Source organism: Streptomyces sp. NPDC001922 (assembly GCF_042891165.1).
GTDB lineage: Bacteria > Actinomycetota > Actinomycetes > Streptomycetales > Streptomycetaceae > Streptomyces.
Window position 1 is genome coordinate 564743 of sequence record NZ_JBIASV010000001.1, and the last position, 12677, is coordinate 577419.

A 12677-nucleotide genomic window follows, 5' to 3' on the forward strand; every position below is an offset into this window, starting at 1 on the left:
GGCCGGCCGCCCCGGGGCCGTACGGTCCCGGGTCCGCGGTCCGCTACCGGCGCTGGCAGTCCGGGCACCAGAAGAGGTTGCGGGCGGCGAGGTCGGCGGTGCGGACCTCGCCGCCACAGATGTGGCAGGGCTGCCGGGCCCTGCGGTAGACGTAGACCTCGCCGCCGTGGTCGTCGACGCGCGGCGGGCGGCCCATCGCCTCGGGGGTGTGCTCGGGGCGGACGGTGTCGATGCGGTTGTTCCGGACGCCCTCCCGCATCAGGGCGACCAGGTCGGCCCAGACGGCGTCCCACTCGGCGCGCGTCAGGTCCCGCCCGGCGCGGTACGGGTCGATGCCGTGCCGGAAGAGGACCTCGGCGCGGTACACATTGCCCACCCCGGCTATCACCTTCTGGTCCATGAGCAGCGCGGCGACGCTGGTCCGGCTGCGGCTCACCCGCCGCCAGGCCGCTTCGCCGTCGTCGCCGCTCCGCAGCGGATCGTCCCCGAGCCGGTCGTGCACGGCCTGCTTCTCAGCGGTGGTGATCAGCTCACAGGTGGTGGGGCCGCGCAGGTCGGCGTAGTGGTCGTCGCCGCCGATGCCGCCGACGAGCCGCAGCCGGACCGCGCCGACCGGCGGCGGGGCCGGTCCGTCGCCGAAGCCGACCTTGCCGTAGAGCCCCAGGTGGATGTGGACCCAGCCGACCGCCTCGAAGCCGAGGAAGAGGTGCTTGCCGTGGGCGTCGGCGCCGCTCATCACCTGGCCGTCGAGCAGGGCGGCGCCGTCGGAGAACTTGCCCTGGGGGCTCGCGGCCCGGACGGGCCATCCGGCGAAGCGCTCGAGGCAGTCCGCGGCGAGGCGGTGGATCGTATGCCCCTCGGGCACAGGTGTCTCCTCGGATGCGGTGCGGCATCCCCGGCCCGGCGCGCCGGGGCGCACGGGCACCGGGCCGGCGGTCCGCCGGCCCGGTGCCCGCGGGGTTACGGCTGGGGGTGGTGGGCCGGGATCGGGGGGAGTTCGCCGGTCGTCTCGTAGGCGCTCAGCATCTCGATCCGGCGGGTGTGCCGCTCCTCGCCCGAGTACGGCGTGTTCAGGAAGATCTCGACGAACTTCGTCGCCTCGTCCCGGGTGTGCATCCGGCCGCCGATGCTGATGACGTTGGCGTTGTTGTGCTCACGCCCGAGCTCGGCGGTCTGCTCGCTCCAGGCCAGCGCGGCGCGGACGCCCTTGACCTTGTTGGCCGCGATCTGCTCGCCGTTGCCGGAGCCGCCGATCACGATGCCCAGGCTCTCCGGGTCCGCGGCCGTGCGCTCCGCGGCGCGGAGGCAGAACGGCGGGTAGTCGTCCTGGGCGTCGTAGATGTGGGGGCCGCAGTCGACGGGGTCGTGCCCCTGGGCCCGGAGCCACTCGACGAGGTGGTTCTTGAGTTCGTAACCGGCGTGATCGGAGCCGAGGTAGACGCGCATGGACCGAGTGTGACATGCCTGTGCCCCGGCCTTCGTCACTGGGTGTGACGTGTCACATCTCAAGGGAAGCTCAAATACAACGATCCGGAATCAAAGGTTTTCCTTCTCCTTCTCCTGAGATTCACTGGCCGAGCTCGTAACCCGAGAGCTAAGGACCCCGCACATGAGCGCGCAGTCGACGCCCACGACCGTGGACGCCACACCTGGCGGCCCCGGACAGGGCCCCTCCCCCGACGGTCTCAAGGCCGGACTCAAGAACCGTCATCTGTCGATGATCGCGATCGGTGGCGTCATCGGCGCCGGCCTGTTCGTCGGCTCGGCGTCCGGCATCGCCGCCGCCGGCCCCGGCATCCTGCTGTCGTACGCCCTCGTCGGCGCGATGGTCGTCTTCGTGATGCGGATGCTCGGCGAGATGGCCGCCGCCAACCCGACGTCGGGCTCCTTCTCCGCCTACGCCGACCAGGCCCTCGGCCGCTGGGCCGGCTTCTCCATCGGCTGGCTGTACTGGTTCTTCTGGGTCGTGGTGCTGGCCGTCGAGGCGACCGCCGGCGCCAAGATCCTGGAGGGCTGGATACCGGCCGTACCGCAGTGGGGCTGGGCACTGATCGTCATGGTCGTGCTCACCGTCACCAACCTGGCCTCGGTCTCCTCCTACGGTGAGTTCGAGTTCTGGTTCGCCGGTATCAAGGTCGTCGCGATCGCGGCGTTCATCGTCATCGGCGGCCTCGCGGTCTTCGGTCTGCTCCCCGGCTCCGGGCACGAGGCGACCGGATTCGCCAACCTCACCGAACACGGCGGATTCCTGCCGAACGGACCCGGTTCGATCCTCACCGGTGTGCTGATGGTCGTCTTCTCCTTCATGGGCAGCGAGATCGTCACGCTGGCCGCCGGTGAGTCCGAGGACCCGCAGCGCGCCGTCACCAAGGCCACCAACAGCGTGATCTGGCGGATCGGCGTCTTCTACCTGGGCTCGATCCTCGTCGTGGTCAGCCTGCTGCCGTGGGACTCGAAGGCGATCGCCAAGGACGGCTCGTACGTCGCGGCGCTCAACTCCATCGGCATCCCGCACGCCGGCGAGATCATGAACTTCATCGTGCTGACCGCCGTGCTCTCCTGCCTCAACTCCGGCCTCTACACGGCCTCCCGCATGGCCTTCTCGCTGGGCCGGCGCGGTGACGCGCCCAAGGCGTTCGCCCGTACCAACGCCCGCGGTGTCCCGCAGGCCGCGATCCTGGGCTCGGTCGTCTTCGGCTTCGTCGCGGTGTTCTTCAACTACAAGTGGCCGGACACCGTCTTCCAGTTCCTGCTGAACTCCTCGGGTGCGGTCGCGCTCTTCGTGTGGCTGGTCATCTGCTTCACCCAGCTGCGGATGCGGCGCATCATCCTGCGCGACAACCCGGAGAAGCTCATCGTCCGGATGTGGCTCTTCCCGTACCTGACCTGGGCGACCGCCGCGATGATCGGCTTCGTGCTGGTCTACATGCTCACCGACGACGCCGGGCGCGAGCAGGTGATCCTGTCGGCGCTGGTGGCCGCGCTGGTCGTGGCCATCGGTGTGGGCAAGCACCGGGGCAGCAAGGCGGCCGTGACCGAGGGCTGACCTCGGAAGCCGCGTCGCGCAACAACGGGCCGGGGCCCGCACCCACGTCGATGGGTGCGGGCCCCGGCCCGTTGCGTGGGGGCGAGCGGTCAGCCGCGCCGGCCCGCGAGCTTCCAGGCGGCGGGCAGCGCGCCCATCGCCAGGGCGGCCTTGACGGCGTCGCCGATGAGGAAGGGGACGAGTCCGGCCGCGACCGCCTCTCCGAGGGAGAGGTGCGCGGCGAGCGCCAGGTACGGCACGCCGACCGCGTAGATGATCGCCGAGCCGAGGACCATGGTGCCCGCGGTGCGCAGCACGCCGCGGTCGCCGCCGCGCCGGGCGAGCGCGCCGACGACGGTGCCGGCGAGCAGCATGCCGAGGACGTAGCCGAAGCTGGCGGAGCCCGCGCCCTCGGCGAACCACGGCATCCCGGCCAGGCCCGCCAGGGTGTAGAGCGCGAGGGAGAGGAAGCCGCGCCCGGCGCCGAGGGAGGCGCCGACGAGGAGCGCCGCGAACGTCTGCCCCGTGACGGGCACCGGGGAGCCGGGGACGGGGACGGAGATCTGCGCGGCGAGGCCGGTCAGGGCGGCACCGCCGACGACCAGGGCCGCGTCGCGGACCCGGGCGCGGGAGGCGGTGGCGGCCGGCAGCAGGTCGGCGAGGACCGCACCGGGGCGGCTGGTGACGGCGGCAGTGCTCATTCAGGGCTCCGCGGGGTGAGGAGGGACAGGACTGAACAGGGTGACGTTAGCTCAGGCGTCAGCATCCGATCACCGTGAGCAGCCGACAAAGGCGTGATCAACGGCTTGGTGGGTTCCCGACAATGCACAGCTGCCGCAGAGGTGCCGCCGATGCCGGCGTTTGAGCAGGTCACGTGATGCTGGTCACGCGGCGTACGGGGCGCTCAATATCGTTTTGCGGTGGCTGCCACCACAAGGAGAGACTGTGGGGTCCCACCAAAGCTCCACAGACCCTTGCGAGAGTACGAGCGCCATGCACGACGCGAAGACCGCCACCGGGCCAGGCCGGGAGACCGGCACCGGAGGCGATGGGAAGGAGCCGCTCTCGCCAGGGCTCAAGCAGCGCCATCTGACCATGCTCGGCCTCGGCGGGGTCATCGGAGCCGGGCTGTTCGTCGGCTCCGGCGCGGGGATCGCCGTCGCCGGTCCGGGCATCGTCCTCTCGTACCTGATCGCGGGCGGTCTCGCGATGCTGGTGATGCGGATGCTGGGCGAGATGTCGGCGGCGATGCCGGCCTCGGGCTCCTTCTCGGTGCACGCGGAGCGGGCGTTCGGGCGCTGGGCGGGGTTCACGGTCGGCTGGCTCTACTGGTTCATGCTGGTCGTCGTCCTCGCGGTGGAGGCGACCGGCGCGGCCCAGATCGCGAACGGCTGGGTGCCGGCGGTGCCGCAGTGGGCCTGGGTGCTCCTCTTCATGACGGTGTTCACCGCGGCCAACCTCACCGCGGTGAAGAGCTTCGGCGAGTCCGAGTTCTGGTTCGCGGCGCTGAAGGTCGGCGCGATCGTGCTGTTCCTGGTCCTCGGCGTGCTGGCGGCCCTCGGCCTGCTGCCGGAGACCGAGGCGGTGGGGCTGTCGAACCTCACCGGGCAGGGCGGCTTCCTGCCGAACGGCTGGTCCGGTGTGGTCTCCGGAGTCCTCGCCGTGGTCTTCGCCTTCGGCGGCCTGGAGGTCGTCACGATCGCGGCCGCCGAGTCGGACGACCCGGCGCGGGCGGTCGGCCGCGCGGTGCGCAGCGCGGTCTGGCGCATCCTCTTCTTCTACGTGGGCTCGATGCTCGTCATCGTGACCGTGCTGCCCTGGACGGCGATGAAGCCGGGCAGCAGCCCGTACGTGGCGGTGCTCGACCACATCGGGGTGCCGGCCGCCGGTCAGATCATGAACATCGTGGTCTTCGTGGCGCTGCTCTCGGCGCTCAACGCCAATCTGTACGGCTCGTCGCGGATGGTGTTCTCGCTCGCCGAGCGCGGTGAGGCGCCGCGGGCGCTGCTGAGGGTGGGGCGCGGCTCGGTGCCGCGCCGGGCGGTGCTGGCGTCGGTGGCGTTCGGCTTCGCGTCCGTGCTGCTCAATCTGAAGTGGCCGGACTCCGTCTTCCTCTACATGCTCAACGCGGTGGGCGCGGTGCTGCTGGTGGTGTGGGGTCTGATCGCCGCCTCGCAGCTGCGGCTGCGCCGGGAGATCGAGCACACGGCGCCCGAGCGGCTGACCCTGCGGATGTGGGGCTTCCCCTGGCTGACCTGGACCGCGCTGGCCGGAATGGCCGCCGTGCTGCTGCTGATGCTCACCGATGACGCCGCCCGCCCGCAGGTGCTCTGGTCGGGCGCGGCAACGGCCGCGGTGCTCCTGGTGGCGTGGATCCGGGAGTTGCGGGTACGCGCCTGACGATCCGGTACCGGCCCCGCGGGCGGCGCCGGATCCTGCTGCCTCGCAGGGGTGACCGGGGTCACCGTGCGTGCCCGTCACGCGGCTGTGCCCTGGCACTTTGCGTCTCCTGACGAAGCGGCAGGTACGGAGAGTGAGGAAGGCGTCCGGATAGCGGGCCATCGTGGACGCGGTGTTGTTCTGAGCGATACGCCCCCTCACACTGATGCAGCCCTCTGACGTTCTCACGTAATGGACGCATTGCCCATGAATCGGACACCTCCGCCGTCTGCGCCCGCGCGCGACACCCACGCCGCGGCGTCGGAGAGCGGCACCCCGCTCTCCCACGGCCTCAAGCAGCGCCATCTCTCGATGATCGCCCTCGGCGGGGTGATCGGCGCCGGCCTCTTCATCGGTTCGGGCGCCGGGATCGCGGCTGCCGGACCGTCGATCGTGCTCGCCTACGCCGCCTCGGGCCTGCTGGTCCTGATGGTCATGCGGATGCTGGGCGAGATGTCGGCGGCCAACCCGGCCTCGGGCTCCTTCTCGGTGCACGCCGAGAAGGCGATCGGCCCCTGGGCGGGCTTCACCGCGGGCTGGATGTTCTGGACCCTGCTCTGCGTGGGCATCGCGGCCGAGGCGCTGGGCGCGGCCGGGATCATGACGAGCTGGTTCCCGGGCACCGAGTCCTGGATGTGGGTCGCCCTCTTCATGGCGATGTTCTGCGGCACGAACCTGGCCGCGGTGAGCAACTTCGGCGAGTTCGAGTTCTGGTTCGCCGCGCTGAAGATCGCCGCGATCGTGACCTTCCTGGTGCTGGGCACCCTCGCGATCCTGGGAGTGCTGCCCGGCACGGACGCCCCCGGCACCAGCAATCTGACCGGTGACGGCGGCTTCCTGCCGAACGGGCTCGACGGACTGGTCGTCGGCCTGCTGGCCTCGGTGTTCGCCTACGGCGGCCTGGAGACGGTGACGATCGCCGCCGCCGAGTCGGAGGACCCGCGCAAGGGCGTGGCCCAGGCGGTGCGCACGGCGATGTGGCGCATCGCCCTGTTCTACGTCGGCTCCATGCTGGTGATCGTCACGCTGGTGCCGTGGGACGACAAGGCGGTCGTGGCCGACGGCCCGTACGTCGCGGTGCTGGACGCACTGGACATCCCGGCCGCCGGTCAGGTCATGAACGTCGTGGTGCTCGTCGCCCTGCTCTCCGCGATGAACGCCAACATCTACGGCGCCTCCCGGATGGCCTACTCGCTCGTCTCCCGCGGCGAGGGTCCCCGGATCCTGGGCAAGGTCAGCGGCGGGGTGCCCCGCCCGGCGGTGCTCGCCTCGTCCGCGTTCGGCTTCTTCGCGGTGCTGCTGAGCTACTGGTGGCCGGACACCCTGTTCGCGTGGCTGCTGAACATGGTCGGCGCGGCGGTCCTGGTGGTCTGGGGCTTCATCGCCGTCTCGCAGCTGGTGATGCGGCGCCGCCTGGAGCGCGAGGCGCCGGAGACGCTGTCCGTCCGCATGTGGGCGTACCCCTATCTGACCTGGGTCTCGCTGGCGGGTGTGGTGGCCGTGCTGCTGCTCATGCTCCGCGAGGGCGACACCCGGACGCAGTTCCTCTTCACCGGCGGCCTGACGGTGGTGCTCTCCGTCGTCGGCTACATACGGCAGCGGGCGGTGGCCCCCAGCAGCTGACGCGCCAGGCGCCGCACGGGTCGGGGACGACCCGTACACGGAGGCGGCCGGGTCCTCGTTCCGAGGTCCCGGCCGCCTCCGACTTTTTGCCCGGACGCCCCGGCACCTCCGCCGACGCCGGACTCCTGCTGGTAGCGTGCACTTGCAAGTTGATTGCAATAAGCGTTGTCGAAGGGCGTCGTCCATGGCCATCTACACACTTCCCGAGCTCCCGTACGACTACTCCGCCCTGGCTCCGGTCATCAGCGGGGAGATCATCGAGCTGCACCACGACAAGCACCACGCGGCATACGTCAAGGGCGCGAACGACACGCTCGAGCAGCTGGAGGAGGCCCGCGCCAAGGACCAGTGGGGCTCGATCAACGGCCTCGAGAAGAACCTGGCCTTCCACCTGTCCGGGCACATCCTGCACAGCATCTACTGGCAGAACATGAGCGGTGACGGCGGCGGCGAGCCGCTGGAGAAGGACGGCACGGGCGAGCTCGCCGACGCGATCGCCGAGAACTTCGGCTCGTTCGACCGCTTCAAGGCCCAGCTCTCCAAGGCCTCGGCCACCACGCAGGGCTCCGGCTGGGGCGTGCTGGCCTTCGAGCCGGTCAGCGGGCGCCTCATCGTCGAGCAGATCTACGACCACCAGGGCAACGTCGGCCAGGGCAGCATCCCGATCCTGGTGTTCGACGCCTGGGAGCACGCCTTCTACCTGCAGTACCGCAACCAGAAGGTGGACTTCGTCGAGGCCATGTGGCGGGTCGTCAACTGGCAGGACGTCGCGGAGCGTTACCGCGCCGCCAAGGAGCGCGCGACCGGGCTGCTCATCGCCCCCTGACCCCGCTCCCCCGGGAACCTCCTGCTCGCGTGATCGTCTTCTCACCCTTCACCGGCAGGCGGAACGGAAGGCCCCCGCGCGTATGCGTCGCGCGGGGGCCTTTCGCCTGCCACCGTACGGGACCGGACCGGCCCGGGGCCCGAAGCACCCCGGTCAGTCGCACCCCCGGTCAGTCGAAGGCCGGACCCCGGTCCCGGGTGCGCTTGATCTCGTAGAAGCCCGGGGTGGAGGCGACCAGCAGCGTGCCGTCCCAGAGCCGGGCGGCGGCCTCGCCCCTGGGGGCGGGCGTGACGACCGGCCCGAAGAAGGCGATCCGCTCGCCGTTCTCCCCCGGTACCGCGATCACCGGGGTGCCGACCTCCTGGCCGACCAGGTCGATGCCCTCCCGGTGGGAGGCCCGCAGCTCGGTGTCGTACACGTCCGAGCGGGCGAAGTCCGCCAGCTCGGCGGGGAGGCCCGCGTCGGCCAGGGCACCGGCGACCGCCTCGGGCGTCGGCCCCTCGCCCCGGTTGTGGAAGCGGGTGCCGAGGGCGGTGTACAGCGGGCCGAGCACAGCGGAGCCGCACTTCTGCTCGGCCGCGACGGCGACGCGCGCCGGGCCCCAGGCCGCGGCCAGCTTCGCCCGGTACTCCTCGGGCAGCTCGTCGAGCTTGTTCTCGTTGAGCACCGCGAGGCTCATCACCCGCCACCGCACGGCGACCGGACGGACCTTCTCCACCTCCAGCATCCAGCGGGAGGTGATCCACGCCCACGGGCAGAGCGGGTCGAACCAGAAGTCGACCGGGGTCGTTCCGGACGGAGTCGGAGCGAGCGGCTTCTCGGACGCGGCGGCCACAGGGGTCTCCTCACACGGACGTCATGGCTGGTCGTTCCGGAAAACGTCACAGGGCGCCGCGGCCATTCCCGACTCCCCTCCGTCAGCGCGCCGTGACACCATGGCGGCGTTCGGAGTGGGACGAGGATCACCGAAGGAGCCGTCGTGCGGCGTGAGAACCTGACTCGAGACGAGGCCCGAGAGCGGGCCCGGCTGCTGTCCGTGGACGGGTACGACGTCTCGCTGGACCTGCGTTCGGCGGTCGGCCCGGAGCCCGGCGGGGAGCCGCGCACCTTCCGCTCGGTGACGACGCTCCGGTTCCGCTGCGCCGAGCCGGGCGCCGCGACCTTCGTCGACCTGATCGCCCCCGCCGTGACGTCGGTGGTGCTCAACGGCCGCGCGCTGGACCCGGCAGCGGTGTTCGACGGGGCCCGGATCGCGCTCGACGGGCTGGCCGCGGAGAACGTTCTCACGGTGGACGCGCAGTGCGCCTACAGCAGGACGGGTGAGGGGCTGCACCGGTTCGCCGACCCGGAGGACGGCGAGGTCTATCTCTACACGCAGTACGAGCCGGCCGACGCCCGCCGGGTCTTCACCACCTTCGAACAGCCGGATCTCAAGGCCCCGTTCACCTTCGAGGTGACCGCCCCGGCCGACTGGTCCGTGATCAGCAACGCCGTCGCCGAGGGCGAACCGGCCGCGGCCGGGCCGGGAGCGGCGACCTGGCGGTTCGCGCCCACCCTGCCGATCTCGACCTACATCACGGCGGTCGTCGCGGGCCCGTACCACGTGGTGCGCGAGCGCTACGCCCGGGAGACCGCGGACGGCTCGGTGCTGGAGATCCCGCTGGGCGCGCTCTGCCGCAAGTCGCTGGCCAAGCACTTCGACCCGGACGACATCTTCACCGTCACCAAGCAGGGCCTGGACTTCTTCCACGAACACTTCGACTACCCCTACCCGTTCGGCAAGTACGACCAGGCGTTCGTGCCGGAGTACAACATCGGCGCGATGGAGAACCCGGGCTGTGTGACCTTCCGCGAGGAGTTCGTCTTCCGCGGCCGGGTCACCCGGACCTCCTACGAGCAGCGGGCGAACGTCATCCTGCACGAGATGGCGCACATGTGGTTCGGCGACCTGGTCACCATGGAGTGGTGGGACGACCTGTGGCTGAAGGAGTCGTTCGCCGACTTCATGGGCGCGTTCGCGCTGGTGGAGGCGACCCGCTTCGACAACGGCTGGATCACCTTCGCCAACCGCCGCAAGGCCTGGGCCTACCGCGCCGACCAGCTGCCCTCCACCCACCCGGTCACCGCCGACATCCGGGACCTGGAGGCCGCCAAGCTCAACTTCGACGGCATCACCTACGCCAAGGGCGCCTCGGTGCTCAAGCAACTGGTGGCCTACGTCGGGCAGGACGCGTTCCTGGAGGGCGCCCGCCGCTACTTCCGGCGGCACGCGTTCGGCAACACCCGGCTGGACGATCTGCTGCGGGTGCTGGAGGAGACCTCGGGCCGGGACATGGCCGCCTGGTCGCGGGCCTGGCTGGAGACCGCGGGCGTCAACGCGCTGACCCCGCAGGCGACGTACGACGCCCAGAGCCGGATCACCGAGCTGGCCGTCCTCCAGGAGGCCGCCGGGGCGCACCCCACGCTCCGGCCGCACCGGGTCGCGGTCGGCCTCTACCGGCGGGACCCGGCCGGTGAGGAGCTGGTGCGCTACGCCCGCGCCGAGGTGGACGTGGACGGGCCGCGGACGGTCGTGTCCGAGCTGGCGGGGGCCGAGCGCCCCGACCTGATCCTGGTCAACGACGACGACCTCACCTACTGCAAGATCCGCTTCGACGAGGCCTCGCTGGAGACCCTGCGGCGGCACCTCGCCGACCTCTCCGACCCGCTGGCCCGCGCCCTGTGCTGGTCGGCGCTGTGGAACCTGACCCGGGACGGGCTGATGCCGGCCGGCGACTTCCTCGATCTGGTGCTCCGCTGCGCCGGCCGGGAGAGCGAGATCGGCGTCCTGCAGATGCTGCACGCCTGGGCGCACACGGCGCTGGTGCACCATGTGGCGCCGGAGCGGCGGGAGGCCGCCGGGCTCGCCGTGGCCGACGGTGCGCTGCGCGAGCTGCGGCTGGCCGAGCCGGGCAGCGGCCACCAGCTGGCCTGGGCCCGGTTCTTCGCCCGGGTCGCCACCACCCCGGCCGATCTCCAGCTGCTCGGGGGCCTGCTGGCCGGCACCGCCCGGATCGACGGTCTGGAGGTGGACCAGGAGCTGCGCTGGGCGTTCCTGGAGCCCCGGGCCGCGCACGGGGCCGCCGACGAGGCGGAGATCGCCGCCGAACTGGCCCGCGACGACACGGCGTCCGGCAAGCGGCACCAGGTGCGCTGCCTCGCGGCGCAGCCGTCCGCCGAGGTGAAGGCGCGGGCGTGGGCGGAGGTCGTGGACTCCGACCAGCTGTCGAACGCCCTGGTGGAGGCGACCATCGCAGGCTTCGCCCAGCCGCACCAGCGGGAGCTGCTGGCGCCGTACACGCAGCGGTACTTCGACGTGATCGAGCGGATCTGGCAGGAGCGGTCGATCGAGATCGGGATGGCGATCGTCCGCGGCCTCTACCCGGACCTCCAGGACCGCCGGGAGACGCCGGCGCTCACCGAGGCGTGGCTGACGGAGCACGGGGACGCGCCGCCCGCGCTGCGCCGGCTGGTGCTGGAGGCGCAGGACGATCTGGCGCGGGCGCTGCGCGCCCAGGAGTGCGACGCGGGAGCGGCGGCGGGCGCCTCGGCGAGCTGACGGGCGCCGGCCCCGCGGGCCCGGAGGGGAACCCGCGGCCGGTCCTCGAACTCCCGTCCATTTGGACGGCGATGTCCGGGTTTGTCGACGGGCGTGTAACAACGGTTAGCGGGCCCCGTGGCGCGGGGAATCGGCGGTTCATGAACTACAACACGCCGCTCTCCGCCCGCCCGGTCCGACCCCGCTCCGAGCAACGTCCGCACGTGATGACGCTACGTCAACTACGGGAACACGGCGCGACCGCAGCCGAGGTGGCCGACCGCATCCGGCCCGGCGGGAGCTGGCAGCAGCTCCTGCCGGGCGTCTACCTGCTGCACCCGGGAGCGCCGACCGGCGAGGAGCGGGTGCACGCGGCACTGCTGTACGCGGGCCGGGCGCCGGGGGCCGAGGAGCCGGGTCAGGAAGCGATGATCACGGGCCCGGCGGCCCTCGCCCTGCACGGCTTCTCCTCGGCCGCGCCGCTGCGGACGCTGGACCGCATCGACGTCCTGGTGCCGCGCGGCCGCCGGCTGCGCTCCACCGGCCTGGTGCAGCTCGTCCGGACACAGGCGCTGCCGGAGCCGGTGGAGATCGGCGGGGTGCCGGTGGCCCCGGTGCCCCGGGCGCTGGCCGATGTGGTGGCCCGGCTCACCGACGCCTCCGCGGTGCGCTGTCTGCTGACCGAGGCCGTGCGGGGCGGGCACTGCGAACCGGTGCCCGTGGTCCGTGAGCTGAGCCGCTGCCGGCTGCTGTCCCGGCCGCACGTCGTGGACGCCGTGGACACCCTCCTCGCGGAGGGCCGCGCGCTCACCGAGGGGCGGCTCTACGAGATGGTCCGCACCCATGCGCTGCCCGACCCGCTGTGGAACGTCGATCTGCGGCTGCCCGGCGGCCCGCACCTGGGCGGGGTCGACGCCTACTGGCCGGACCACAGCGTCGCGCTGGAGATCGACGGGGGCGCCCCGCACCCCGACGACCAGGGGGTGTCCGACAGCGCCCGCCGGCGGGAGTACCTGGAGCGCCTGGGCATCACGGTGGTGCACACCACCCCGGCGCGGCTCCGGGAGTCGACGGCGCAGCAGGCGGCGGTCATCCGTACGGCGCTGACGGCGGCCGGGGACCGGGACCCGGCCGCGTACGTGGTGGTCCTGCCCCGGTGAGCCGCGCGCCGTCGCGCTCCCGGCCCC

The 12677-nt window shown here is 71.9% G+C and carries 10 protein-coding genes; 6 read left to right on the forward strand and 4 right to left on the reverse strand.

Annotation, left to right across the window (positions count from 1 at the left end; all coding sequences use genetic code 11):
- Window positions 1–43: 43 nt before the first annotated feature.
- Both ACFYYR_RS02375 and ACFYYR_RS02380 read right to left on the reverse strand, forming a co-directional pair.
- On the reverse strand, window positions 44–865 hold the full coding sequence (locus ACFYYR_RS02375) for an Fpg/Nei family DNA glycosylase (protein WP_388845989.1): 822 nt from the start codon (window positions 863–865) through the stop codon (window positions 44–46).
- A 95-nt stretch (window positions 866–960) separates the two neighbouring features.
- Complete coding sequence (locus tag ACFYYR_RS02380) at window positions 961–1446, reverse strand: ribose-5-phosphate isomerase (protein ID WP_351512093.1); 486 nt, start codon at window positions 1444–1446, stop codon at window positions 961–963.
- Window positions 1447–1609: 163 nt separating this feature from the next.
- On the opposite strand from ACFYYR_RS02380, the gene ACFYYR_RS02385 reads away from it, so the two are divergent.
- Window positions 1610–3046, forward strand: coding sequence for an amino acid permease (locus ACFYYR_RS02385; protein WP_388845992.1), 1437 nt, complete (start codon window positions 1610–1612; stop codon window positions 3044–3046).
- A gap of 89 nt (window positions 3047–3135) precedes the next feature.
- Here ACFYYR_RS02385 and ACFYYR_RS02390 read toward each other — a convergent pair whose 3' ends face one another.
- Window positions 3136–3726: a biotin transporter BioY gene (locus ACFYYR_RS02390; protein ID WP_388845994.1), complete on the reverse strand. Its 591-nt coding sequence runs from the start codon at window positions 3724–3726 to the stop codon at window positions 3136–3138.
- Between the two features lie 292 nt (window positions 3727–4018).
- Here ACFYYR_RS02390 and ACFYYR_RS02395 point away from each other — a divergent pair, with 292 nt between their 5' ends.
- The 3 genes from ACFYYR_RS02395 (at window position 4019) to ACFYYR_RS02405 (ending at window position 7913) form a co-directional block, all read left to right on the forward strand.
- Window positions 4019–5425 (forward strand): amino acid permease, encoded by a 1407-nt coding sequence (locus tag ACFYYR_RS02395; RefSeq protein WP_388845997.1) that lies wholly within the window; start codon window positions 4019–4021, stop codon window positions 5423–5425.
- Between the two features lie 246 nt (window positions 5426–5671).
- Complete coding sequence (locus ACFYYR_RS02400) at window positions 5672–7087, forward strand: amino acid permease (protein WP_388846000.1); 1416 nt, start codon at window positions 5672–5674, stop codon at window positions 7085–7087.
- Between the two features lie 184 nt (window positions 7088–7271).
- Window positions 7272–7913 carry a superoxide dismutase gene (locus ACFYYR_RS02405; protein WP_388846003.1) on the forward strand — a complete coding sequence of 214 codons (642 nt, stop codon included), beginning with the start codon at window positions 7272–7274 and terminating at the stop codon, window positions 7911–7913.
- A 169-nt stretch (window positions 7914–8082) separates the two neighbouring features.
- On the opposite strand, the gene ACFYYR_RS02410 is transcribed toward ACFYYR_RS02405, so the two are convergent.
- Window positions 8083–8748: a DsbA family protein gene (locus ACFYYR_RS02410; RefSeq protein ID WP_388846006.1), complete on the reverse strand. Its 666-nt coding sequence runs from the start codon at window positions 8746–8748 to the stop codon at window positions 8083–8085.
- A 144-nt stretch (window positions 8749–8892) separates the two neighbouring features.
- On the opposite strand from ACFYYR_RS02410, the gene pepN reads away from it, so the two are divergent.
- A complete protein-coding gene (gene pepN / locus ACFYYR_RS02415) occupies window positions 8893–11511 on the forward strand; it encodes an aminopeptidase N (protein WP_388846008.1) in 2619 nt (872 codons plus the stop codon).
- Window positions 11512–11651: 140 nt separating this feature from the next.
- Window positions 11652–12650, forward strand: coding sequence for a hypothetical protein (locus tag ACFYYR_RS02420; protein ID WP_388846010.1), 999 nt, complete (start codon window positions 11652–11654; stop codon window positions 12648–12650).
- Window positions 12651–12677 lie beyond the last annotated feature (27 nt).